Origin of the sequence: Halomonas citrativorans, assembly GCF_900163645.1 — a bacterium.
GTDB classification, from domain to species: Bacteria; Pseudomonadota; Gammaproteobacteria; order Pseudomonadales; family Halomonadaceae; genus Vreelandella; species Vreelandella citrativorans.
Genome location: NZ_FUKM01000033.1, coordinates 331,343 through 355,788, shown reverse-complemented (window position 1 = coordinate 355,788; position 24,446 = coordinate 331,343). Strand labels below are relative to the sequence as shown.

The 24,446-nt window shown below is 55.1% G+C and carries 21 protein-coding genes; 12 read left to right on the top strand and 9 right to left on the bottom strand.

Annotated elements, in window-relative coordinates; translation table 11 throughout:
* Positions 1-697, bottom strand: a 697-nt coding sequence (locus CZ787_RS09165; protein WP_087108385.1) for an EamA family transporter, incomplete at its 3' end; no start/stop codon positions are given.
* A gap of 147 nt (positions 698-844) precedes the next feature.
* On the opposite strand from CZ787_RS09165, the gene CZ787_RS09160 reads away from it, so the two are divergent.
* Both CZ787_RS09160 and pta read left to right on the top strand, forming a co-directional pair.
* Positions 845-2,029 (top strand): acetate/propionate family kinase, encoded by a 1,185-nt coding sequence (locus CZ787_RS09160; protein ID WP_087108384.1) that lies wholly within the window; start codon positions 845-847, stop codon positions 2,027-2,029.
* A complete protein-coding gene (pta, locus tag CZ787_RS09155) occupies positions 2,026-4,209 on the top strand; it encodes a phosphate acetyltransferase (RefSeq protein ID WP_087108382.1) in 2,184 nt (727 codons plus the stop codon). The genes CZ787_RS09160 and pta overlap by 4 nt, the downstream gene beginning before the upstream one ends.
* A 129-nt stretch (positions 4,210-4,338) precedes the next feature.
* On the opposite strand, the gene cyoE is transcribed toward pta, so the two are convergent.
* From cyoE to CZ787_RS09125, 6 genes are all read right to left on the bottom strand, one after another.
* The gene (gene cyoE / locus CZ787_RS09150; RefSeq protein WP_087108380.1) at positions 4,339-5,265 is read right to left on the bottom strand and encodes a heme o synthase; all 927 of its coding nucleotides are present in this window, start codon (positions 5,263-5,265) and stop codon (positions 4,339-4,341) included.
* The gene (cyoD, locus tag CZ787_RS09145; RefSeq protein ID WP_087108378.1) at positions 5,223-5,546 is read right to left on the bottom strand and encodes a cytochrome o ubiquinol oxidase subunit IV; all 324 of its coding nucleotides are present in this window, start codon (positions 5,544-5,546) and stop codon (positions 5,223-5,225) included. The genes cyoE and cyoD overlap by 43 nt, the downstream gene beginning before the upstream one ends.
* A complete protein-coding gene (gene cyoC, locus CZ787_RS09140) occupies positions 5,543-6,157 on the bottom strand; it encodes a cytochrome o ubiquinol oxidase subunit III (protein WP_087108376.1) in 615 nt (204 codons plus the stop codon). The genes cyoD and cyoC overlap by 4 nt, the downstream gene beginning before the upstream one ends.
* A complete protein-coding gene (cyoB, locus tag CZ787_RS09135) occupies positions 6,157-8,133 on the bottom strand; it encodes a cytochrome o ubiquinol oxidase subunit I (protein WP_087108374.1) in 1,977 nt (658 codons plus the stop codon). Before cyoB ends, cyoC begins: the two co-directional genes overlap by 1 nt.
* Before the next feature lie 2 nt (positions 8,134-8,135).
* On the bottom strand, positions 8,136-9,122 hold the full coding sequence (cyoA, locus tag CZ787_RS09130) for a ubiquinol oxidase subunit II (protein WP_087108373.1): 987 nt from the start codon (positions 9,120-9,122) through the stop codon (positions 8,136-8,138).
* A gap of 278 nt (positions 9,123-9,400) precedes the next feature.
* Positions 9,401-10,192: a DeoR/GlpR family DNA-binding transcription regulator gene (locus CZ787_RS09125; RefSeq protein WP_087108371.1), complete on the bottom strand. Its 792-nt coding sequence runs from the start codon at positions 10,190-10,192 to the stop codon at positions 9,401-9,403.
* 352 nt (positions 10,193-10,544) lie between these two features.
* On the opposite strand from CZ787_RS09125, the gene CZ787_RS09120 reads away from it, so the two are divergent.
* From CZ787_RS09120 to CZ787_RS09085, 8 genes are all read left to right on the top strand, one after another.
* Complete coding sequence (locus tag CZ787_RS09120) at positions 10,545-11,387, top strand: outer membrane protein OmpK (protein ID WP_407647898.1); 843 nt, start codon at positions 10,545-10,547, stop codon at positions 11,385-11,387.
* Positions 11,388-11,441: 54 nt separating this feature from the next.
* On the top strand, positions 11,442-12,725 hold the full coding sequence (locus tag CZ787_RS09115) for a NupC/NupG family nucleoside CNT transporter (protein ID WP_087108369.1): 1,284 nt from the start codon (positions 11,442-11,444) through the stop codon (positions 12,723-12,725).
* Positions 12,726-12,811: 86 nt separating this feature from the next.
* Positions 12,812-13,603, top strand: coding sequence for a deoxyribose-phosphate aldolase (gene deoC / locus CZ787_RS09110; RefSeq protein WP_087108367.1), 792 nt, complete (start codon positions 12,812-12,814; stop codon positions 13,601-13,603).
* Between the two features lies 1 nt (position 13,604).
* Positions 13,605-14,933 (top strand): thymidine phosphorylase, encoded by a 1,329-nt coding sequence (deoA, locus tag CZ787_RS09105; protein WP_087108365.1) that lies wholly within the window; start codon positions 13,605-13,607, stop codon positions 14,931-14,933.
* 27 nt (positions 14,934-14,960) lie between these two features.
* Positions 14,961-16,205: a phosphopentomutase gene (locus CZ787_RS09100; RefSeq protein WP_087108363.1), complete on the top strand. Its 1,245-nt coding sequence runs from the start codon at positions 14,961-14,963 to the stop codon at positions 16,203-16,205.
* 32 nt (positions 16,206-16,237) lie between these two features.
* Positions 16,238-16,981, top strand: a complete 744-nt coding sequence (gene deoD, locus CZ787_RS09095) for a purine-nucleoside phosphorylase (protein WP_087108361.1) — start codon at positions 16,238-16,240, stop codon at positions 16,979-16,981.
* 42 nt (positions 16,982-17,023) lie between these two features.
* Positions 17,024-17,431, top strand: coding sequence for a cytidine deaminase (cdd, locus tag CZ787_RS09090; RefSeq protein WP_018919042.1), 408 nt, complete (start codon positions 17,024-17,026; stop codon positions 17,429-17,431).
* 247 nt (positions 17,432-17,678) lie between these two features.
* Complete coding sequence (locus CZ787_RS09085; protein ID WP_087108359.1) at positions 17,679-18,803, top strand: aminotransferase class V-fold PLP-dependent enzyme; 1,125 nt, start codon at positions 17,679-17,681, stop codon at positions 18,801-18,803.
* Positions 18,804-18,916: 113 nt separating this feature from the next.
* Here the strand turns inward: CZ787_RS09085 and CZ787_RS09080 are convergent, their stop codons facing one another.
* Positions 18,917-20,353, bottom strand: coding sequence for a hypothetical protein (locus CZ787_RS09080; protein ID WP_087108357.1), 1,437 nt, complete (start codon positions 20,351-20,353; stop codon positions 18,917-18,919).
* Positions 20,354-20,465: 112 nt separating this feature from the next.
* Here CZ787_RS09080 and CZ787_RS09075 point away from each other — a divergent pair, with 112 nt between their 5' ends.
* Together CZ787_RS09075 and CZ787_RS09070 are read left to right on the top strand one after the other, a co-directional pair.
* On the top strand, positions 20,466-21,533 hold the full coding sequence (locus tag CZ787_RS09075; protein WP_087108354.1) for a J domain-containing protein: 1,068 nt from the start codon (positions 20,466-20,468) through the stop codon (positions 21,531-21,533).
* A 52-nt stretch (positions 21,534-21,585) separates the two neighbouring features.
* Positions 21,586-22,014: a hypothetical protein gene (locus CZ787_RS09070; protein WP_087108352.1), complete on the top strand. Its 429-nt coding sequence runs from the start codon at positions 21,586-21,588 to the stop codon at positions 22,012-22,014.
* Here CZ787_RS09070 and CZ787_RS09065 read toward each other — a convergent pair.
* Positions 22,011-24,362 (bottom strand): mechanosensitive ion channel family protein, encoded by a 2,352-nt coding sequence (locus CZ787_RS09065; RefSeq protein WP_419866534.1) that lies wholly within the window; start codon positions 24,360-24,362, stop codon positions 22,011-22,013. The two genes, CZ787_RS09070 and CZ787_RS09065, sit on opposite strands and share 4 nt — an antisense overlap.
* Positions 24,363-24,446: the final 84 nt, after the last annotated feature.

Sequence of the window (24,446 nt, the reverse complement as noted above, 5' to 3'; positions counted from 1 at the left end):
ACCCCACCCACCCTTGGCTATTGTCAGGTAGGCTCATACCACCTGGCACGACACCTAAAGCCCCACCGATTACCATGGCGAAAAACACGGTTTGCATGGTTAAAAGACTGCGCAGTGTGCTGCCTACTTGGGATAAACGGTGCTCGGTAACCCATAGCGCGCAGGCGAAAACGAACGCGGCCAGCAACCCAAATCCAATACCGGCGACCCATTCCGGCCCCATACTGTCAGCACTGGAAAGCCACGCTGGAATATCCAGCACGACCAACAGCCCGATTAAAATGGTCCCCATAATAAGGCAACTGCGAAGCGACGGACGCGGCCCGCCCAGCGCCCAACTCAATAGTGCTAACTGAATGGGGAAGGTATTGACCAACAGTAGCGCAATAACAACAGGAAGCCGCGCAACCGCTGAATAAAGGCTGACACTTTGAATGGTGATAAGAAGGCCTACCACCAGTTGCCAGGGCCAGGTGCCCGAAGGCAGCCAGAAGCGTTTCTTCTGAACGACCACAAGGGCGAGCAGGATCAAACAGGCTACCCCGGAACGCGTTAATACGGCCAGCAGTAACCCGGTACCGTTATCAAAGGCAAGCCTGGCCGATACATGGTTGGCAGCGAACATGGTGCCAACGGTCATTAGCAGCAAAATGGCCAAGTGGCGCGGCAGGTGGTTGGGTAACGAGGACGTAGTCATAGGCTCCAGGCAGCAAAAGAACGTTAACCGCCAAGCATGCCCGGATTTGAGTCGAATGGCTAAACAAATATCCGCCTACGTTAATGCCCCTTGCCGCCTGTCACACTAACGTACAAACTAAACCTTTACTCTTTTGGTAGATTCTTTATGAATGCACCGGTGCTGGTTATTAATTGTGGTTCATCCTCTATTAAATACGCACTGATCGATCCGGCCCCTGATGCCCCGCGCTTAGCAGGCTTGGCAGAGCGCTTAGGCAGCGCCGATGCCCGTTTAAAAGGAATAAATAGCGCGGGGGGAAGTTTTAGCCATGCACTCCCCAATGCTGACCATACTCAAGTGCTCAACGCCATTTTAAACAGCCTGGAAGGACGCATTCCGGGCGCTATTGGGCATCGCATTGTTCATGGCGGAGAGAAGTTTACTCAGGCCGCTTTGATTGATAGTGATGTTATCAGTGCGATTAAGGCCACCGCCGCGTTGGCACCTCTGCATAACCCTGCCAACCTGGCAGGCATCAGCGCTACCCAAAAGATATTTCCAGCACTACCTCAGGTTGCGGTATTCGATACCGCATTTCATCAAACGCTATCGCCAACAGCCTACCGCTACGCCTTGCCGGAGAGCCTCTACGCTGAACACGGCATTCGTCGCTACGGATTCCATGGCACGAGCCACGCCTTTGTTAGCCAGCGGGCTGCCGAGCTTAGCTCTCGTGGTGCGGGCGGTTGGTTAACAGCCCACTTGGGTAACGGCTGCTCAACCGCAGCGGTTTGGAATAACCGAAGCCTGGACACCAGCATGGGGCTTACCCCCCTAGAAGGCCTGGTGATGGGCACGCGCAGCGGCGATGTCGACCCGGGCTTGCACGCCCACCTACACCGTCAGTTAGGCTGGTCGCTGGACAAGATTGATGACGTGCTGAATAAGCAAAGCGGGCTATTGGGGCTTTCTGGCTTAACCAACGATATGCGCGAAGTAGAGGAAGCAGCAGAGCAGGGTCATGCAAGAGCCATGCTGGCGCTAGACGTGTTTTGCTACCGCATTGCCAAGTCGCTTGCTGCTCTCTCTTGCGCACTGCCGACGCTTGATGGCGTCATTTTTACCGGTGGCATCGGCGAGAACTCTCCTCTTGTACGCAGCCGCGTTATCAGCCTGCTGCCTCACTTTGGCTTTGCCCTTGATGAGGCGAGCAATGACGTGATGATTCGCGGTAAAGAGGGCAAGCTGGACAGGGCAAATCACCAGGGTCCCGAAGCCTGGGTCATTCCTACCGACGAAGAAGGCCGTATCGCGATGGAAACACGTCAATGCCTGGAGGCCCAAGCATGAGCTCGCCCCCCTCTCAACCTCAAGCCATTCTTCTGGTGCCCACAAGCATGGGGGCCGGATTAACCTCAGCCTGTTTAGGCTTGATTCAGGCGCTCGACACCATTGGCCTTAAAGCCGGTTTTTTGAAGCCGTTTATGCAAAAAGAGCTGAACGGCCCGGGCCTTGATCGCTCAACGGCACTGGTGTCTCGCACGCTCAACCTGCGCCCGCCTTCGCCGATCTCACAAGCCCGGCTGGAGCGCCTGCTGCGCGATGACCAAACCGATGAGTTAATGGAAAATGTGGTCGAGCTTTATGAGCAGGTAATGCAACAGGCTGAGCGGGACGGTAATGCGCTGGATTTAGTCGTAGTGGAAGGCGTAGTGCCTACCCAGTACACCACGTACGCGACGCAAACCAATGCTCAACTGGCGCATGCACTTAATGCTCGAATCATCCTGGTGGGCACCGGGGATTTAAACGAGCCACAGGCACTTGCTGAAGAGCTTGATATGCACGCCAGAAGCTTTGGCGGGGTTAGCTCGACCCGCACGCTGGGCGGCATCCTGATGCGCATGAAGAACCTGCCTTACGGCCAGGAAGATGACCTTTCGGCAGCGCCGGGCACCATTAAACCGCAGCTTGAAGAGTCGGTACTTAACGAGCTTCGCGGCTATTCACCGTCACTGGCCACCGACAGTTTTCACCTAATCGGCATCGTGCCTTACAGCAAAACCCTCAATGCGCCCCGCACGCTGGACGTGGCACGGGCACTGAGTGCCAAGGTGCTAAATGAAGGCGATGCGGCGAGCCGCCGGGTAATGTCGACAAGCCTGTGTGCGCGTAGCGCGGCGAATGCGCTGCATATCTTTACACCCGGTAGTCTGGTGGTGGCTTCTGGCGACCGTGACGACGTCGTGCTGGCGTCCGCCCTCGCTACCATGAACGGCACTCAGTTGGCGGGCATATTGCTGACCAATGGTTTTTTGCCTAACGACAATATGATTGAGATGTGTCGCCCAGCGCTTAGAACCGGCCTGCCCGTGCTGGCGGTTGAAACCGACAGTCTGACCACGGCTCAAAACTTGAGCCAGCTTAGCAGCGAAATCCCCGTTGATGATTTCGAGCGTGCCGAGCAGGTGGCGCGTTTTGTCGCTGCCCATATCGACCTTGAATGGCTAAAAGACAAGTTAAGCCACGGCTATGCACGGCGCTTATCACCTTCGGCGTTTCGCTATCAGTTGGTCAAACAGGCGCAGCACGCAAAAAAACGGATCGTACTGCCGGAAGGCGACGAACCCCGCACGGTGGAGGCAGCGATTATTTGTCAGCGGCGCGGCATTGCCAACTGCGTGCTGTTGGGCAGTCGTGAGAACATCGAGGAAGTGGCGCGTAATCGCGGTTTAGCACTGCCCGACGAGTTGACGATTATCGACCCCGAAAGCACGCGTGCCCACTATATTGCGCCCATGGTAGAACGTCGGCGTGGCAAGCTTAACGAACTCACCGCTGAGGCCCAGCTACAGGATAACGTGGTGCTTGGCACCATGATGCTCCAGCTGGATGAAGTCGATGGCCTTGTCTCGGGTGCTATCCACACCACCGCTAACACCGTGCGCCCGGCGTTTCAGCTGATAAAGACCGCGCCAGAATATAGCCAGGTATCGTCAATCTTCTTTATGCTGCTGCCCGAGCAGGTAGTGGTGTATGGCGATTGTGCGGTGAACCCGGACCCGGATGCCGAAACGCTGGCTGAAATAGCCCTGCAAAGCGCTCGCTCCGCAGAAGCGTTTGGCATTGAACCGCGCGTGGCCATGATCAGCTACTCAACGGGAGATTCAGGCACCGGCGCGGATGTCGATAAAGTGCGGGAAGCTACGCGCATCGCCAAAGAGCGTGCCCCGCACTTATTGATCGATGGCCCGCTTCAGTACGATGCAGCCGCCATTGAGAGCGTGGGTAAGCAGAAAGCGCCGGATTCGCCCGTAGCGGGCCGCGCCACCGTCTTTGTCTTCCCGGACCTGAATACCGGCAATACGACCTACAAAGCGGTGCAGCGTAGTGCCCGCGTAGTGAGCGTTGGCCCCATGCTGCAAGGCTTAAACAAACCGGTGAATGACCTTTCCCGAGGCGCGCTGGTGGATGATATCGTCTACACCATCGCGCTGACCGCTATTCAGGCAAGCCAGCGAGAAGCGTAAACCCGTCATCGCACCTGATAAGCTTCGCAGGTGCGATCAATGGTAAGTAAGCTTTAAGACAAGAAAAAGCCCCGGGCAGTTTAACTACCCGGGGCTTTTCTAATTCAACCACTTAGCGGTGTGGGTCAATCACGCCCACATTATTGGCACCATGGATTCCAACACAATCACCAGGCTCATCGCGGTGATGGTCAAAATCGAGACGCCAAATACGCGTTTGGCCCAGCGTACATCATCATCCAGCCGGTAGCCGCAAATCGCCAGGTAGAGCCAGTAGCCCCCCATGGTCAGTGCGACGCACAGGTAGCCAGTACCTGCCTTACTCGCCAGCACCAAAGCCAATGAGGCGGGAATAAACGCCACAATGTAGCCAAGGATGTGATGCTTTGCGCGCTTGATCCCGTGAACAACAGGCAGAACGGGAATCGAAGCGCGCTGGTAATCGGCATAGCGGAAAATCGCAATGGCATAGGAGTGCGGCATCTGCCAGAGGCAGAAGATCAACAGCAGAACCATCGCCCCACTGTCAAAGGTACCCGTCACGGCGCAGTACCCAATCACGGGCGGCATAGCGCCAGACAAGCTGCCTACCACGGTGCCGTATTCGGAGTTGCGCTTCATATAGAGGCTATACACCCCCACATATACGCCCCATCCGATAACAGCCAAGGCCACCGTCAACCCATTGGTGCCTAATGCCAGGCAGACCACACCACTGATACCCAGAAACGCCGACAAGCCCAATGCTTGCGTGATAGAGACGCTTCCTCTCACCAGAGGACGATGGCGCGTGCGCGCCATCAGAGCATCAATATCCCTATCAATCACATTGTTACAGGCACAGCCTGAGGCGATCACTAACGCGATCCCCAACATGACCGAAGCAAACGTCACCAGATCGAATTCACCGTGCGCGGCTAGAAAGTAGCCACCAAGGGCGGCAATCAGATTGCCGCCAATGATTCCTGGCTTGGTTAGCTCAAGCAGATCGTGCCACCGATTGGGCATGCTGGTTAGCCGATCATCATGTTGAGATGTAGATGCTGCATGATCCACAGCGAACCTCCTACCACTAGGCCGAGAATCAGCACCGTAAAGACGAAGGAAAGCATGTTCCAGCCATCTTCAGTCTTGAAGTCCAAGTGCATGAACATCACAAGCTGAACCAGAACCTGCAAAACGGCCGTCACAGTGATGATTCCCACGTTCACGGGTAAGCTGAACGAACCCAGCATAACCGCGCCAAATGGAATGACAGTCAGGACTAACGACAGCACAAGACCCGTTACATAGGACTTTACGGTGCCGTGACCGGACGGTTGGCTAGAAGAACTCATACCAGCACTCCCATCAAGTAGACGAAGGAGAAGACACAGATCCAGACGATATCCAGGAAGTGCCAGAACAAGCTCAAGCACAGGATACGCGGACGCGTTTTATCATTCAGGCCTTTAGTCGACAACTGAACCAGCATGACCAGAATCCAGATCATACCGAAGGTCACGTGCAGACCGTGAGTACCTACCAGCGTAAAGAAGGCAGATAAAAAGGCACTGCGATCCGGGCCCCAACCCTCATGGATAAAGTGATGGAACTCATAGATTTCCATGCCCAGGAACATCAGGCCCAGCACGAACGTAATGCCCAGCCACAGTTTCACCTGGCCGACGCGATTGGCATTCATTGCCAGAACGCCCATGCCGAAGGTGAAACTACTGATCAGCAGTGCAAAGGTGCCGAAGAGAATCAAAGGTAGTTCAAAAATATCCGCACCGGTCGGCCCACCTGCCGTGCCTCTCATGAGCACGGCGTAAGTAGCGAATAGTGTTCCGAAGATCACTAAGTCGCTCATTAGGTAGACCCAGAAACCAAATACCTTGGTAGGACCGGCATCGTGGTGCTCATGCTCTTCAGCATGGGCATCGTGATGTAGGGATTCAGTAGCCATTACGCCTGGGCCTCCACACGTTGTTGATGAGCACGTTCGATTCGCTCGACCTCTGCAGCAGGCACGTAGTAATCGATATCGTCGTTAGATACCCGCATCAGGAAGCTCACCAGCATGCCGATTGCACTGAACCCAGCCAGCCACCAGATGTGCCATACCATGGCGAAACCAAAGATCATCGCAAAGACACTGATGACGGGGCCGGCCACCGTGTTCCTCGGCATATGGATATCCGTGTAAGGCGCATCGTTCAACTGCTCGTTGCCACGCTGCTTTTGTGACCAGAAGCTGTCGATATCACCAACGACGGGCAGGCGCGCAAAGTTGTAGAACGGAGGCGGTGAAGAGGTTGCCCACTCCAGCGTACGGGCATCCCATGGGTCGCCGGTCACATCAGCATACTTATCGCGGTTACGCACGCTTACGTAGAACTGAATGAGCGTACAAGCGATACCCGCAGCAATCAGCAGTGCACCGACCAAGGCAACGATAAACCAGGGCTGCCATTCAGCGTTCGGGTAAGAGTTCATGCGGCGCACAGCACCGTAGAAGCTCAGTACGTATAGCGGCATGAAGGCCACGTAGAAACCTGACACCCAGAACCAGAACGAGCGCTTGCCCCACTTCTCGTCAAGCGTGAAGCCAAAGGCTTTCGGGAACCAGTAGGTCAGACCCGCCATCATGCCGAAGACCACGCCACCAACGATAACGTTATGGAAGTGGGCAATAACGAACAGACTGTTGTGCAGCACGAAGTTTGCCGCCGGCAGCGCCAGCATAACGCCTGTCATACCACCGAGGACGAAGGTGATAATAAAACCCAGCGTCCAGAGGGTCGGCGAGGTCATTTCCAAGCGTCCACGGAAGATAGTGAACAGCCAGTTAAAGACTTTCACCCCAGTCGGTATGGCGATGATCATTGTCATGATGCCGAAGAAGGCATTGACGTTGGCACCTGCGCCCATGGTAAAGAAGTGGTGCAACCAAACGATGAATGACAGGATCGTGATCGCGATCGTTGCCCATACCATGGTGTGGTAACCGAACAGACGCTTGCGTGCAAAGGTCGCGATAACTTCTGAAAACACACCGAAGGCCGGCAGAATCAGAATGTAAACCTCAGGGTGACCCCACGCCCAGATAAGGTTGACGTACATCATCATGTTGCCGCCCATATCGTTCGTGAAGAAATTCATCCCCAGGTAACGATCCAGCGTCAGCATGGCAATAGTAGCGGTCAAAATCGGGAAAGAGGCAATGATCAGTACGTTGGCGCACAGCGACGTCCAGGTAAAGATCGGCATGCGGAACATGGTCATGCCCTTGGTACGCATTTTCAGGATAGTAACGAAGAAGTTAATACCCGTTAACGTGGTACCTATCCCGGATATCTGCAACGCCCATATCCAGTAATCGACCCCTACCCCGGGGCTGTACTCTATCCCCGATAACGGCGCGTAAGCCAACCAACCAGTGGTAGCGAACTCACCCACGAACAGAGAAATGTTGACCAGTAGAGCCGAAACCGCGAACAGCCAGAAACTCAGGTTGTTCAGGAACGGGAACGCAACATCGCGCGCACCGATCTGCAACGGAACAACCAGGTTCATCAGGCCGATAACCATAGGCATGGCCACGAAGAAGATCATGATAACGCCGTGGGCGGTAAAGATCTGGTCGTAGTGGTCAGGCGGCAAAATGCCTGTCGAACCGCCTGCGGCTATCGCCTGCTGTACACGCATCATCAAGGCATCAGCAAAACCGCGCAGCAGCATGATAAGTGCCACGATGAAATACATGATACCGAGCTTTTTATGGTCAACGGAGGTGAACCACTCGTTCCATAGCCAGCCCCACTTACGGAAATAGGTCAACGCGCCTAACAACGCCGCGCCGCCTAGAATTCCCACGATACCCGCTAACACCAGAATGGGTTCGTGGAGAGGAAAAGCCTCTAAGCTTAGTTTACCGAACACGGTTATTCTCCCGCCTCATTGCTTATGGTTTGGACATCCTCAGCCTCACCATTCGCTTGGTTGTCGGTCGTTTGATAGGCTTCATTGCTATCGATAGCTGGTGCGCGGGGCGCATCTTGAGTGTCGGTTTCAGGATCGCTGCCTGTATGGAAGCTGGAGACCAGACGCTCATAGAACTCAGGTGTAACGCTTGCGAAGTACTCAACAGGGTTGAACGAAGAGCGCTCAGCCAATTGGGAATAACCCTCTGGGTAGGTCAGCGTTTGTGGTGACTGCCGAACCTCTTCTACCCACGCATCAAAGTCTTCATCTGATGTCGCGTGAGCATCGAAGATCATTCCAGAGAAACCTGCACCGCTATAGTTGGTCGAACGACCGCTATAGGTACCGATCTCATTAGCTTCGAGATAAACGTCATTATCCATTCCTGCCATGGCATAAATCTGGCTGCCTAGTCGAGGAATGAAGAAAGAGTTCATCACCGAACCGGAGCTCACTCGGAAGCGGACGGGCGTATCAACCGGGAATGCCACTTCATTTACCGTTGCAATACCTTGCTCGGGATAAATGAACAGCCATTTCCAATCAAGTGCCACGACCTGGATTTCAAGCTCAGGTGTATCACTTTCAAGTGCGCGATGGGGATCAAGATCGTGTGAACTTTTCCAGGTAATTACGCCCAAAATAGCGACGATTACGACAGGAACCAGCCAAACAATGGCCTCGATCCAGTTGGAGTGCGCCCAATCAGGCAGGTATTCAGCCATCGTATTGCTACGGCGATAGTACCAGCCAAACACTATCGTCATAACAATAACGGGGATGACCACGATCAGCATCAAGCCAAATGAACTCAGGATCAGTGAACGCTGGGTTTCACCAACGACACCTTTTGGGTCCATTAAGGCCGAGCTACAGCCTGCAAGCAGCAAGCATAGCGCAATGAGCACCAGAGTGCCTGACCTGCGCCAGTAGGAAGGTTGTTGCATGGTGCGATCTCGTCAGAGTTGCGTTACAAAACTAGCCGTCAAACAGCAAGCCAAACGATATGCCATATGTCAGCTAACTAACACCCCATACCCTTCCCAAAACACTCTGCCAGAGGTACTGCCTGTGCTCCGGGAAAAATATGCGCTACCGGGATTGGAAGCAGGTAGCGGATTGAACCGACATCCTAACATGAAGGAGGCCCGCTCTAACCGACGTATCTTCCTTTGATCCAAGCAACGAATCAAAGCGACGATTTGACGCACCTAGCCGTAACTTCCTAACACGATTGCTCAAAAGAAGATGGAACAGGAAGGTGGGTAAGTACACGCCCCGTGAAATGGGTAAATAACGCAGGGGCAGCGTCCTCATTAGTCACAACAATGTCAAAATCATTCAATGATGCGAAATAGGCGGGGCGAATCATGCCGATTTTACTCGCGTCGATCACTAATAAGCGCTGCGAAGCACAGGCAATAGCCGCCTGCTTGGGGGCTACTTCATGAAAGTGAAAACAGCTAACGCCACGCGTGCAATCAACCCCAGCAGCTGAAATAAATGCCTTATTGATACCGATACGCTCAATGGCAGCGCGCATATCATCGCTGCCAAACGATTGTGATGACGCATAAAACAGCCCGCCCAATAGCACCAAACGCACATTGGGTAGAGCCGACACCGCCGTGGCGACATTTAACGCATAGGTCACCACCGTTAGCTCATGAAAATTCCCCAGCTGCCCCAAAAGAGGCACCAGCGTTGAGCCGCAATCAATAAACAGCGTATCGCCCTCTTCAATAAAGCTTGCGGCCCGCTTGCAGAGCAAGTGCTTTAACGGATAGTCGTTGGCTTGCTGCTCCGCCAAATCGTACGCAGGAGTGCTACTTGGGTAACTTGCCATTACCAACCTTCCGCCCAGCAGCGCTAACGCAGAAGACTGCGTTGAAAGGTCGCGGCGTATGGTCATTTCTGAAACACCGCATAAACTAGCGGCGTCACGTAAATGCAACGTACCACCACCGGCAAGCGTTTCCTGAAGCAATGCCAACCGTTGGGCGCTACGGTCGTTCATACCAGACGTCTCCTCAATACCGTTATTATTCACTTTATAATATGTCGTGTATGGCTGGTGCCATGACCACTGTTATCCAACGGCGTACTTATATCCAACGGCGTACTTAGCCTATGGCCGTGACGTTAAAGCCACAAGCTTAACGTCTGGAACATGCAAGTCTGGCCTTAGACGTTCGGTTAACTCCATGCCTTCCTGCGACACCCCGATAGAGGCATCCAAGAAGCGGTGGTTTGAGTTTATTGCAAATGGGCGTTAAAAAAATAACATGCAATGTTATAATTATAACATTTTCGCCAGCCCACATAATTCTAACGACGGCCAAACTGTGGCAACCCCTCTTGAGGCTTACATGACTGCTCCGATCTCAATGCGTACTTTTTCATTCACTACCAGCGTTGGCGTTTTAGCCGCTGGCTTGGCACTGGCAACACCGGCAATAGCTGCCGATGCGCCGCACCAGCCGACGACACCTCTTTGGTCCTTTGCCAATGTCTCGGTTAACTACCTCGACTGGTCTAACGGTACCGAACGTCGCACGGCCTCCAATGCGGCAAAAAGCGACTTCACCTACGTAGAGATCGAAGGCGGTGCGGGCTTTAGCTGGGGCGAGTTCTACGGTTTCTTTGATTTCGAAAACCCGACCAACGACCGGTTCGATGAATCAAGCGGCGGTAAAGATAACTTCCGCACGGCAGGCAAGGTAACGTCACACATTTATCTGGGGGATACCCCGCTGTCGCTCTACGCTCACGTGTACGACTTCCGTGACTACGGCTATAACAGCCGCGAACAAGACCAAATCCTGGGCCTAGGCTACCGCACAACATTCGCCAACGGCTTATGGTTTAAACCCTTTATTGGCGCAGCACGCGTTCAGAGCGAAAGCTATACTGGCATGAATGGCTACATGGCGGGCTGGGTCGCGGGCTATGACTTCGCCGCACTTAATCAAAACTTCAGCGTCACCAACTGGCACGAGCAAACGTTTGGCCGCGACAGTGACTACCTGGAACAGAACTATGTAGATGGCAAAGCCGGAAGCGTAGGCACCAACGGTGCGCTGAGCCTTTGGTGGCACCCCAGCGATTTGATCACAACGGGCGTTCAGTATCGCTACTCGGAGAATAAGCTCGGCACGCCGAATGCTTATCAAAACGCGATGATTTACTCTGTCAAGCTCAACATACTTTAAACAGGCTCAACTTACTTTAAACGAGCCCCCCTAGCGGACTCAAAGGATTCCCATATGACACTCCTTATGAGCTTGGTTGGCATGGTCACTCTGGTGGTCATCGCTCTGATTTTTTCTTACGACCGTAAGTCAATTCGCTTGCGTACCGTGCTGGGCGCTTTTGGTATCCAGGCAGCCATCGGGGCGTTTGTCCTCTATGTGCCGTTTGGACAAACCTTTTTGCAAACCATTTCCATGGGAGTAAGCCAGGTACTGGTTTATGCCAACGACGGTATTGGCTTTCTGTTTGGTGGTCTGGCTGATGTTGATAATGTTGGCTTTATCTTCGCGATCAAGGTCCTGCCGGTCATTATCTTCTTCTCCTCGCTGATCGCCGTGCTTTACTACATGGGCATCATGCAGTGGGTGATTCGTATTCTGGGTGGCGGGCTGCAAAAAGCACTCGGCACATCGCGTACAGAGTCGCTTTCTGCGACAGCCAATATCTTCGTAGGCCAAACCGAAGCGCCGCTGGTGGTACGTCCGTTTATTGCTCGCATGACGCCCTCGCAGCTGTTTGCCGTTATGTGTGGCGGCCTTGCTTCAGTAGCGGGTTCGGTACTTGCCGGTTACGCACAGCTGGGCATTCCCATGGAGTATCTGGTTGCTGCGTCGTTTATGGCAGCCCCGGGTGGTCTGCTTTTCGCCAAGTTGATCATGCCGGAAACCCAGGACGCGACTGACAGCGACAGCATCTCTAAAGTCGAGGAAGAGCTTCAAGAGCAGGAAAACAAGCCCGCCAACGTGCTGGATGCTGCGGCCTCGGGCGCCACCTCTGGCCTGATGCTGGCGGCCAATGTTGGCGCCATGCTGCTGGCCTTTATTGCCTTGATCGCACTGATCAACGGCATTTTAGGGGGCGTTGGCGGCTGGTTTGGATTTGAGTCGCTGAGCCTTGAAATGATCCTGGGCTGGCTGTTTGCCCCGCTGGCTTTCATGCTGGGCGTGCCATGGGCTGAAGCCACCGTTGCTGGCTCCTTTATTGGCCAGAAGCTAGTGGTTAATGAGTTCGTCGCCTTTATTAACCTGGCCCCCTACATTGATGGGGAGCAAGTGGTTGCCGCGACGGGTCAATTAATGACTCCCCATACCACGGCCTTCTTGTCTTTCGCCCTGTGCGGCTTTGCCAACCTGTCTTCAATCGCTATTTTGTTGGGCGGTTTAGGCAGTATTGCGCCGAGCCGTCGCGCTGAAATTGCCCGCTTTGGGGGCAAAGCCGTTCTGGCCGGTACACTGTCCAATTTAATGTCAGCCACCATTGCTGGCTTCTTCATCTCGCTGAGCAGTATTACGACCTAACGCAGCGAGTACGACACCATGCAACGGGCGCTGCTGTTTTATCTCGCAGTGCCCGTTTTGTCTTTTATCAATTTTGTGAGAATCCAATGACCGCGACAGCCTCTCCCCACGTCATCCAGGCCGCCCGCCAAGCGCTGAGCTTAATGGATTTGACCAGCCTGAATGACAGCGACACCGACGGCACGATTGAAGCGCTTTGCCAGCAGCTTAAAACGCCTCACGGTAATCCGGCGGCCGTCTGCGTATATCCGCAGTTTATTGTTACCGCTCAGCGTGCGCTGACCGCCCACAAACTCAACGAGCTGGTAAAAATCGCGACCGTTACCAACTTCCCTAATGGCGGCGATGACATTATGGCGGCTGCCCGTGAAACCCGTGACGCAGTTGCCTCCGGCGCCCACGAAGTCGATGTGGTGTTCCCCTACCGCACGCTGATGGCAGGTGACGAAGAAACCGGCCTTGAGCTGGTTGAAATGTGTAAAGCCGCCTGCGCAGATCAGGCCCAGTTAAAAGTCATTATCGAATCAGGCGAACTCAAAGACCCAGCACTTATCAAACGTGCTAGCGAGCTTGCTATTGAAGGCGGCGCCGACTTTATTAAAACGTCTACCGGCAAAGTGGCCACCAACGCCACGCTGGAAGCCGCCGAAATTATGCTGAACGCGATTAAAGCAAGCGGCAAAGACGTTGGCTTTAAAGCCGCAGGCGGCGTGCGCACCACAGAAGAAGCCGCTGAGTACCTGGCGCTGGCAAGCAACATCATGGGCAGTGCATGGATTACACCGGCACATTTTCGCTTTGGCGCATCCAGTCTTTTAGCCAATTTATTAAACACACTGGGCGGCGTAGAAAGCGCAGCACCACAGGAAGGCTACTAATATGCTCCCGCAGGAATTAATTCGCGAAAAACGTGATGGCAACCCGCTGGCAGCTGCGGATATCAAAACGTTTATTCAAGGCATTGCCGATGACCGCATCAGCGACGCTCAGATTGGCGCCTTCACCATGGCGGTATTTCTTAACGGCATGAGCCGTGAGGAAGTCGTAGCCCTAACCACCGCCACGCGTGACTCGGGTCACGTGATGCAGTGGGACTCACTCAACCTGCCAGGACCTGTGGTCGATAAGCACTCCACCGGCGGCGTGGGTGATCTGGTGTCATTAGTGCTCGGCCCGTGGGTCGCGGCGTGTGGCGCGTTTGTTCCCATGATTTCAGGCCGTGGTCTGGGCCACACCGGCGGCACGCTGGACAAGCTTGAATCGATCCCCGGCTACGACCCCTACCCTGCCCCTGAGCGCTTCAGCGACGTGGTGAAATCCACCGGTGTGGCGATCATCGGCCAGACCGGTAACCTGGCACCGGCGGATAAGCGCATTTACGGCGTGCGTGACGTCACCGCCACGGTTGAGTCCATTCCGCTGATTACCGCGTCCATTCTGGGCAAGAAGCTTGCCTCCGGCCTTGATGCGCTGGTCATGGATGTCAAAGTCGGCAGTGGCGCGTTTATGCCCACCACCGAAAAATCCCACGAGCTTGCCAAAAGTATCGCCACGGTGGCCACCCAGGCCGGTACGCCGACGACCGCACTTCTCACCGACATGAGCCAGCCGCTGGCACCGTGCGCGGGCAACGCGGTTGAAATCGTCGAGACGCTGGAACTGCTGCGCGGTGAGCGCCCGAACAGCCGCGTAATGCAGGTTACCCGTGAACTGGCCGTGGAAATGCTCATGGCGGGCAAACTGGCGAAAAGCCGTGAAGATGCCCTAAGCCAGCTTGAAAAAGCCCTGACCTCGGGTGCCGCCGCCGAAGTATTCGCACGCATGGTACGTGAGCTGGGCGGCCCGGGTGACTTTATGGAGCGCTCTGACAGCTACCTTGCCAAAGCCAACGTGGTCAAACCTGTGTATGCCGAGCAGTCGGGCAATGTGTTGCGCATCGATACTCGCGCAGTAGGCATGAGCGTGGTGGAACTGGGCGGTGGTCGCCTGCGTAACGATGCCAGTATCGATCATAGCGTGGGCTTTAGTGCGATTGCCGAACTGGGCGCCCAGGTGGATAACCAGCAGCCGCTGGCCTTCGTTCACGCACGTAGCGATGAAGCAGCTGACCGCGCCGCTGCCCAGCTGCGTGCAGCGATCACTATTGGCACGGGTGAAGCAACGATTAATTCACTGCTCCAGGAAACCTATCGCGGTGAAGAGCTTTAATGAGTGCCGACTGACGAGGAAAACGCCATGAAACGTGCAATTGTGCTGGTACTAGACTCCTTCGGCATCGGCAGCGCCGCCGATGCCGCCGCCTTCGGCGATGAAGGCTCGGACACCCTGGGCCATATCGCTGCCGCCTGCGCGCGTGGCGACGCCGATACGGCTGAGCGCTCAGGCCCCTTGAAGCTGCCTAACATGGCCAAGCTTGGCCTGTTTCACGCCCACCGGGATAGCACCGGCGCGGTTGCCGAAGGCGTTGCCCTGCCCGAGGTGCTCGAAGGCGCCTACGCCCACGCCCAGGAAATTTCCAGCGGCAAGGACACCCCGTCCGGCCACTGGGAAATCGCCGGCGTGCCGGTACGTTTTGACTGGGGCTACTTCAGCGACAAGACCGAAAGCTTCCCTGCTGAACTGCTGGACAAGATTGTTCAGGCGGCGGACCTGCCCGGCGTGATCGGCAACTGCCACGCCTCAGGCACCGAAATCATCGCCCGGCTGGGTGACGAGCATGTGCAAACCGGCAAACCGATTGTGTATACCTCGGCGGATTCAGTCTTCCAGATTGCCGCTCACGAAGAGCATTTTGGCCTGGATCGCCTTTACGCGTTGTGCGAAACCGTACGCGAGCTGCTGGAGCCTTACAACATCGGCCGGGTGATTGCCCGCCCGTTTATAGGTGAAGACAGCGCAAGCTTTGCGCGTACCGGTAACCGTCGCGACTACAGCGTTGAGCCGCCTTCGCCCACCGTACTGCAAAAGCTCGCCGATGCCGGTGGTGAAATGGTATCGATTGGCAAGATTGCCGATATCTACGCCCACTGCGGCATTACTCACAAGGTTAAAGCCAGCGGCCACGATGCGCTGATGGATGCGACGTTGGGTGAAGTGGCGCGCACTGCTACTGAAACCAGCGACCGCCCGACCATGATCATGACCAACTTTGTCGATTTCGACTCGGTCTACGGTCATCGCCGTGACGTGCCGGGCTACGCGGCCGCCCTTGAGCACTTTGACGCTCGCCTGCCGGAGCTGCTGGCTGCGTTGAACAGTGACGACCTACTAATTCTTACCGCGGATCACGGCTGCGACCCAAGCTGGGAAGGTACTGAGCACACGCGCGAATACATTCCTGTGATGGTCAGCGGCGCTGGGTTCGCGCCAGGGCCGATGGGCGCACGCGATACGTTTGCCGATATTGGCCAGACACTGGCGGATTACTTCGCCCTTCCCGCAATGGACGATGGCAAAAGCTTTCTATCGTATGCTGCCTGATAGCGCTATTTAACAAGACATAAGGAAACCGCATGGCTACTCCGCATATTAATGCTGAACAGGGTGATTTCGCGGATACGGTGTTGATGCCCGGCGACCCGCTGCGCGCCAAGTACATTGCCGAAACTTACCTTGATGACGTGCGTCAGGTGAACGACGTGCGTGGCATGTTGGGCTATACCGGCACGTATAAAGGCCGCAAAATTTCCGTTATGGGCCACGGCATGGGTATTCCGTCGGTCTCGATTTACGCCAAAGAGCTAATTACCGATTACGGCGTGACGTCGATTATTCGTGTGGGCTCCTGTGGCGCGGTACGCGACGACGTTAACGTTCGTGATGTGGTGATCGGCATGGGTGCCTGCACGGATTCCAAGGTGAACCGCATGCGCTTTAACGACCACGACTTTGCCGCTATTGCAGATTTTGAGCTGACAAGCCACGCCGTGGCCGCCGCCAAAGCGCAAAACGTGCCGGTGAAAGTGGGCAACATTTTCTCCGCCGATCTGTTTTACAACCCGCAAACCGATATGGCCGAGCTGATGAAGCGCTACGGCATTGTAGGCGTTGAGATGGAAGCTGCTGGCCTTTACGGCGTCGCCGCCGAGTTCGGTGCACGTGCGCTGACCATCTGCACCGTATCGGATCATATTCTGAAAGGTGAAGCGCTCTCCAGCGCCGATCGTCAAACCACCTTCAACGATATGATGGTGATCGCGCTGGATACCGTCCTGCGTGACGACGCCGCCAACGCCCAAGTGGGTCACAATGCTTAAGTGGGTCACAATGCCCAAGTGGGTTAAACCGAGGAATCATCTATGAGCCAAGCAGACTCTGCTCTGGTCAACACGCTGCTTGATGCATTGAATAATGCCTACGTCCCTTACTCCGACCACCCGGTGGCATCCATCATGGAGTGCCCGGATGGCCAGCAGTTCGTAGGCGCTAACGTCGAAGTCGCTCACTACAAGGGGCTTTGTGCGGAAGCATCGGCCATTAGCGCGATGGTAACCGCTGGCCAGCGTGAGCTTGCCAAGGTGTATGTAATGGGGCCGGGTGAGCACCTATGCACGCCCTGTGGGGATTGCCGCCAGCGTATTCGTGAGTTCGCTACCCCCGATACGCAAATCATGGTTATCTCCCGCCAAGGTGAGGTGCTCAAAACCTACACCATGGAAACATTACTGCCGGACGCCTTTGGCCCCGAGCAATTGCCTCAACGCTAAGCCGCATTCATTACTGCGGTTAGCCGCATCAGGCTGGTTATCACTCTGCCGCCGTCTTCATGACGGCGGTTTTTTTTATTGCCTTGCGAACCACACTGCCAGCACTGGCCTCACCTAACAATTCCTCGTACTCTACTTCCTCGTACTCTACTTCCTCGGGCTCTAATTCCTCGGGCTCTAATTCCTCGGACTCTGTAAGGCACTTTATCTCGCGTGAACTGTACGCCTACTTATCAAGGAGAATGCCATGGCGGCCCTACTGCCCAACGTTGACCCCACCGGACTGCTTGAATACTCGGTGGTTTATACCGACCGTTCGCTCAATCACATGTCGCAGCAGTTTCAAGGCATCATGCGCGATATTTCGACCACGCTGAAAGAGGTCTATAACGCCCATGCAACGGCCATTGTTCCCGGTAGCGGGACGTTTGGCATGGAAGCGGTCGCACGTCAGTTCGCCCTGGACCAGAAAACCCTGGTGATTCGTAACGGCTGGTTTAGCTACCGCTGGACGCAGATTATCGAGATGGGCCGTTTAACCGACCAACACACGGTACTCAAAGCACGCCGCGTGACTGCCGATGACCCGCAGTCGCCGTTTATGCCCGTACCTGCGGAAGAAGCCGCCGAGCGTATCCGCCAGGAAAAACCCGCCGTGGTGTTTGCCCCCCAGGTAGAAACCTCTGCGGGTCTACTGCTGCCCGATGACTACATTCGTACCGTGGCGCAAGCGACGCGCGAGGTGGGTGGCCTGTTTGTGCTGGACGCCATTGCCGCAGGCACCCTATGGGTAGATATGCAGGATTTGGGCATCGATGTGGTGGTAAGCGCTCCGCAAAAGGGCTGGAGCGGTTCACCCTGCTGCGCCATGGTCATGCTTTCCGAACGCGCCACACAGCGCTTAAGCGAAACGCAAAGCAACAGCTTTGCCTGCGATTTAGCCAAATGGCATTCGATCATGCAGGCCTACGAAAACGGTGGGCATGCCTACCACGCCACCATGCCAACGGATGCCTTGCGCCAGCTGCGCGATATCATGCAGGAAACCCGCGAATACGGCTTTGCCAAGGTGAAGCAAGAGCAGCAAGCCATTGGCCAAGGCGTTCGGGAGTTGCTCTCGCGCCATGGCTTTATCAGTGTCGCCGCCAACGGCTTCGAAGCGCCGGGTGTCGTGGTCAGCTACACCAACGACGCCGGGCTTGTCGGCAAGTTTGCCCAAGCGGGCGTTCAAGTGGCGGGCGGTGTGCCCTTGATGTGCGATGAAGGTGATAACTTCCAGACCTTTCGTATCGGCCTGTTTGGGCTGGATAAGCTGCATCATACTAAACGCAGTGTGGACAACTTGGAAAAGGCCCTTAATTCGTTCAATTAATCAGCCATTACACGTTGCTTAACGCTAGCTATATCCACTCAGGAGCGTCTTTTGGGGCGCCTCTGAGTGAATCGCTTGCAGCTGGCTGGCACTCGTATGCGCAGAGGCTGCACTTAAGGACTGAGCTCACTGGATGTGCCTTCTGAGACGCCACTTTCAGCAACTTTTTCGACATCGACAATTCCCGAACGACTAACCACCACCTTCCAACGCGCCAGGTAAGGGGCATCTTCACTGCCGGTTTCGCGCACCACCAGGTTGAACAAATGGCGCCGTTCAACGCTTTCACGTACGGCCTGGCCATCTTTTAACCGAAAGATATGATGCTTCTCTTTGCTCATTAAGCGGGTCAGCATCAAGAGATCAATATACAGTGTCTCTCGCGTATGCTCGTAACCACTCAAAAACCGCGTGGGCGACATACGGGAACTGGAACGGTAATGCAGCACATCCTCTTCCCGCTCAGCCACGGTCCGTCTTCGCATCTGTTTGATGTCTTCATTCAGGGCGGTGTAGCGCTTGTAATCAAACCATTCAAGCTGACGCCCCACCAGTGCATTACGCGTGGGGTCAACATATTGGCGACGCCATTTTGGCCGCCCCCGACGCAGCAGGCGCCAAAGCGTATTGCGCAGGTCGTCCTTAAACACTTCACGCAAGGCATACAGCAGCGCCATGGCAAGCACAAACAGCGCCGTAATATCGCCAACGACTTCGCGTACGCGCAATACTCCCAGCGTGACACAGGCCATTACCAGTGCGGTTGCCAACGCTTTTACGGCTTTTTGCTCACCGCCGCCTAACTCCAGCGCCTCCTGCTTCAAGGTAATCGGATATTCAATCAAGCGTCGTAGCAAGCGCATTTTATTCGACATGCGTGTCGGGTCTTCCATCACACGCTCTGAGTTGTACTTCTGTTCGCGTCGATACTCACTTTCACGTTCGCAAACATTAATAAACTGGCGCTTGATATCACTAAACTCGCCACCTCTTGGCATATAGGCCACTAGTGAAAGCAGCTGCTGCTCAGTAAACCAGGAAAGATAGTTATCGATATTGGCGAAATATTTGTATAAGCGCTCGTCCGTGGGTTGGTTGCGGCGCATCTTCCTTAAAATGCTTTCGCTGAGCTTCTGCATTTCATTCAGTTGCTCACACAGCTCTTCTCTTAGCGTCTGCACATCACTGGACTCTTTTTGCCGTTCGCTACGCAGTTTGCGCTCGCTGACCAGCATTTTTTGAGTCGTCCGCTCCATGGCAGTCACATACTGATACGCATAAAGACTTAAGCTTAATCGGTAAGATTCGCTGCCCAACTGATTACGGCTAGCGAGCCGGCTATGCACTAGCGGCAGGTGGTAGGCATCGCTATAGTACGTCCGCGAGACACTAATGGATGAGTGATAAAATGCCTCTTCCGAGATGACGTGAGCATTTAAACCCAGCTCGCCAGGTACAAAAAGATAGACGTCAAGCCTATGCGATGTCTCTTCCTTGAGCCGCCGTGTAAGGCGTAGCTGGTAGCTATTTTTGCGCTCGACGTTAATCACCTGGTCAATCTCCTACTTCATTGCCTTGAGCGATGATATACCATGACACCAATTGTCATGATGGTCCGCTTCATGCGGGGATGGTTCACCTTTACGCCTTTGGAGCCTGGGAATGCCCATTGCCCGTTTCTCCCCCTTTGAGCTGCTGCTACTGCAAAGCCGCAGCCAAGTGGATACGGCAAAGCTACTGCTGTTGGCCTGGATATTGGTACACCGCCAACACGTTTCAGAAGGTCAACGGCGACGCCGTTTGGCCCAGGTGTGCGCGCACTTTCGTCATGGGCATGAACTGGCGCCAGTCATGCATATTGCGCGGCAGCGCGACCTCAAGGCTATTCAGCTTGCCGCTGAAGTCATTCGCAAGGAGTGCTCTGAAGAGCATAGCCTTGGCGTAATGCATCAAGCCATCACGGTGGCAACCGACAATGGAGACCTTTCTCTGTCGAACCATTATATATTGCGGTTCGTGGCAGATTTGCTCAATGTGCTGCCCACAACACTTGGCACGCTATTTAAAGAGCTTACAGGACGAGCGCTCGCTCTGCCGGAAGATCCCAGCCGCGACGCCTATTGGCGCGTCCATGACGCTGACTATTACGCGCAGCAAGCACGCAAGGCTGAAGAGGCTGCCCGCCAGGCCCGCGAGGCGCAGGAAGAAGCCGAACAGCAGGAAAAAAGGCGCCAGGAAGAAGAAGCCCAACGCGCGCATTCGAAAGCCCAGGAAAAGGCCGAGCGTGAGAGAGCCCGCAGCGACAAATCTCGCAACGACAAGGCGCGTAAAGACCAAGCTCATAACGACAAGGCCCGACAGCAGCAGGAACGTGCTCGGCGCAAAGAGGAGCGTGAGCGCACAAAGCGCCAGCAACAAAACTCGAAAAGCGGTTCACAAAAAGGCTCTCAGCAGAACTCACACCAGGGCTATCAGAACGGCTATCAGCACAGCCATCAACAGCGCTCGTCCACACCGCCGCCACCTGATCGCACCACCCGCGCCCTAGCGGTACTGGAGTTATCACCCGGCGTTACCCAAGCAGAAGTGCGCCGTGCCTACCGGCGTATGGCACAGCTACACCATCCGGACCGCTTCTATACCCAAAGTGAACATCAAATTGCCCTTGCTTCAGCACGTTTTCAACGCATAAAAAGCGCCTATGATTACTTGATGCAAACCTATCGATAAAATGTGCGCACTCTCTGGTGTTAACCTCCAACCCTAAAAGAACAATGCACCTATGCGGGATTTGTACCAACGCCTTAACGTTCCACCCCAAGCAAACGATGAAGAGCTACAGCAAGCCGTTGCTCGCTGCCCCAACAGCGCTTTGCGCCAGGATGCTGAAGCTGCATTCGCCGTCGCCAAGCGGCGTGCAGACTACGATAAGCTGCACGCCACGCTGAGCGACATTGGGAAGCTGCGTACTCAGCTTGGGCTAACCCACGGCGCCCATTGGCAGGATGATGTTGCCAACGACTTTTCAGTACCGCCTGACGAGATAGTTTCCCGTCACGATAAATTGGTCGACCGCGTCAGCCACGTCGTAAAACTCTACAACCGCTGGCGTGGCTTGCGCGGCGCTTGGCTACTCATTGCGATTTTCACCATCGGTACAGGCCTGGGGATTGCGCTGGGACTTACCTTGAGCCAGACGCTTGCTGCTTAAGGTGAGCCGCGATACGTCCCCCTCTCATCACGCTCTATCTCTGCTTGAGTAGGCTGCGGGGCGGGCTTGGGCGGTGCAGGCTTTTTATTGGCCTCGTGCTCACCCGTTGTGGCTTCCCCATTATCAAGCGATAGGTCGGTGCCTCCGGTCGGCTCCATATGGTCTTCTGAGCGCGCTTCCATGCTGACACTTAGACGCGGCACACCCAGATCGATGGACTGCGCTTCCATCCTCTGTTTAAGCAGTAGATTAAAGGCCCGCGAAACATCCCATTGCATTTCAGGAGCTGTCCGAAAGCGCATGCGCAAGATAGGGCAGCCCTCTTCAAATCCCTGAACCCCCTGCATTTCAAGCGGCGACCAGATGTAATGACGCATCATCGGGTCATTGCGCAGCTCCTGGGCGGTTTCCTGCATTAGCGTAATGGCATCATCAATTTTCATATCATAGGGAATGCGTATCCGCATTAGCGCAATACCAAACTGACGCGACATATTGTGGATCGATTCAATACGACTGAAGGTAATAATATGTACCACGCCATCCAGGTCGCGTAACCGCACGGTACGCAGAGTCAGCCCTTCTACCGTCCCCATATGGGTATTGATGCGCACAAAATCATCCACCGCCAACGAATCTTCAATCAGAATAAAGATGCCGGTAATCAAATCCTGAACCAACGTCTGTGCGCCAAAACCTATCGCCAAGCCGATCACACCGGCACCCGCCAGCAGCGGTGTAACGTTCACCCCCAGGTTAGCCAGCCCGACAATAAACGCGATAATTAAAATGGCGACAAAGATCACGTTACGGATCATCGGCGTGATGGTTTGCGCCCGCGCCTGGTTAACCCGCCGACCGCGAGCGCGGCCCGAGGAAGTCAGCGCCCGCTGAATGGCCGTGTCGGCAAATATCCACACCAGCCATGCCAACAAAATTGTCGCCCCTAGGCTAACCAGCGCTTGGCCGATACGCGTACTGGCCACCGCTTCTTGGCCTAGCCCAAACAACGATCCTCCCCATACTTGCATGGAGAGTTCAGCAAATACCATCCATGAACAGATATGCGCCAACACAAACCCAAAGCGCTCGAGGCGTTTTCGGTACTGGCTAAAGCGCCGACGACGACGCTTACTCAAGCGCTCGGATTGACGGCGTATCAACCCGGTAATCACCAGGGTAAGTACCAGCAAGCTCGCAGAAATTATCGAACGTGCCAGAGCGGTCCCGACATCGCCCACGGTGATAAAAATAGCCAATAACGAGCCACCCACCAGTAGCAGTGCCGGGATATGCCATAAGCCACCCAAGGTACGAACCATCTCAACGGCCGTGCTGGCCTCCCGGCGCTGCTTATAGGGCCGGTTACAAATGAGATGGCGTACTGGCTGCTTGAACTTGATAATAAAGCGCGCAGCCAGCAGCGCGGCCAGCATATTGGACAGCATCGAAACAAGGCCTGAGAGCTCGGTACCCAGTAGATCCACCAGGCGCGCTGAATTTACCGCGTCGCCCAAAGCGATCAACGCCCCGATCACAAACAGCCCACGCAGTGCCTGCTGCTGCAACAGTTGCACAGCGGTAAAGCGGTGCCCTCGGCTAAAGAAGGCAATGACTGTCTCGAAAACTACCGATAACGCACGACCAAACAGGCAGACATACGCAATGACCAACACCACCGTGCGCCCGGGGCTGTAGGGCAGCAGTTGGGCAATGCCCAAGATAATCGCAAAGGCCAGTGCCCAAGGCAGCATGCGGCGTAGAAAATGCGCTGCCAGCAGCCACGCCTTGGGGTCACGGGGCAAATCCAGGGGCCATTCTCGGCGCGTCGCAACCAAGCGGCCAAAGGCAATCATCAGTACCAGCAGCGTGATCCAGATAATCCCCATCACTGCGCCGTCAACAACCTCACGGATCACCTGCCCGCGATCCATGCCAGCATTTAAGGCACGCAGATCAGCGGCCCCTTGCACCAGTTGCCGTGACCACTCATCAATCGGTGAGTTGCCTGACTGGGCCTGCTCGCCGAGATCCGTTAGCGTGTCGGCAAGCGCGCCCAGCAGCCCTTGGCGTACGATGCCTTCCTCTTGAGTAGCATCCGCTGTTACCTGTAGCTCGCGCAGCGAGTTAAGCAGCGCCGTACGCTGCTCTTCATTGTCGAGCATGGCGATAACATCATTCAGTGAGCGTTGGAATTCATCACTGCTGACCTCTTCTTCCTGGTTAGGCTCATTTCCACTTAAACCGGAAAGCGAGACGACCTGGGCCTGAACCTGAGCCGCCATTACGCTGACCAGTACCGTTAACGCAATGTAGATGGCAGTGTTAATTATCCAGTGCTGTCGCACACCATGCTCCTAAAATGGATTCAAAAATGACACCGCGCCTATTCCCTCTCGCCTCCCGGAATCCGCTCAGCCTACCTGCGCGAC

Excerpts from the sequence above, each read along its gene's own strand:
- CZ787_RS09160 (WP_087108384.1), top strand. The coding sequence starts at position 845 with ATGAATGCACCGGTGCTGGTTATTAATTGTGGTTCATCCTCTATTAAA.
- pta (WP_087108382.1), top strand. The coding sequence starts at position 2,026 with ATGAGCTCGCCCCCCTCTCAACCTCAAGCCATTCTTCTGGTGCCCACA.
- cyoD (WP_087108378.1), bottom strand. The coding sequence starts at position 5,546 with ATGAGTTCTTCTAGCCAACCGTCCGGTCACGGCACCGTAAAGTCCTAT.
- cyoC (WP_087108376.1), bottom strand. The coding sequence starts at position 6,157 with ATGGCTACTGAATCCCTACATCACGATGCCCATGCTGAAGAGCATGAG.
- cyoA (WP_087108373.1), bottom strand. The coding sequence starts at position 9,122 with ATGCAACAACCTTCCTACTGGCGCAGGTCAGGCACTCTGGTGCTCATT.
- CZ787_RS09125 (WP_087108371.1), bottom strand. The coding sequence starts at position 10,192 with ATGAACGACCGTAGCGCCCAACGGTTGGCATTGCTTCAGGAAACGCTT.
- CZ787_RS09120 (WP_407647898.1), top strand. The coding sequence starts at position 10,545 with ATGACTGCTCCGATCTCAATGCGTACTTTTTCATTCACTACCAGCGTT.
- CZ787_RS09115 (WP_087108369.1), top strand. The coding sequence starts at position 11,442 with ATGACACTCCTTATGAGCTTGGTTGGCATGGTCACTCTGGTGGTCATC.
- deoC (WP_087108367.1), top strand. The coding sequence starts at position 12,812 with ATGACCGCGACAGCCTCTCCCCACGTCATCCAGGCCGCCCGCCAAGCG.
- deoA (WP_087108365.1), top strand. The coding sequence starts at position 13,605 with ATGCTCCCGCAGGAATTAATTCGCGAAAAACGTGATGGCAACCCGCTG.
- CZ787_RS09100 (WP_087108363.1), top strand. The coding sequence starts at position 14,961 with ATGAAACGTGCAATTGTGCTGGTACTAGACTCCTTCGGCATCGGCAGC.
- deoD (WP_087108361.1), top strand. The coding sequence starts at position 16,238 with ATGGCTACTCCGCATATTAATGCTGAACAGGGTGATTTCGCGGATACG.
- cdd (WP_018919042.1), top strand. The coding sequence starts at position 17,024 with ATGAGCCAAGCAGACTCTGCTCTGGTCAACACGCTGCTTGATGCATTG.
- CZ787_RS09085 (WP_087108359.1), top strand. The coding sequence starts at position 17,679 with ATGGCGGCCCTACTGCCCAACGTTGACCCCACCGGACTGCTTGAATAC.
- CZ787_RS09075 (WP_087108354.1), top strand. The coding sequence starts at position 20,466 with ATGCCCATTGCCCGTTTCTCCCCCTTTGAGCTGCTGCTACTGCAAAGC.
- CZ787_RS09070 (WP_087108352.1), top strand. The coding sequence starts at position 21,586 with ATGCGGGATTTGTACCAACGCCTTAACGTTCCACCCCAAGCAAACGAT.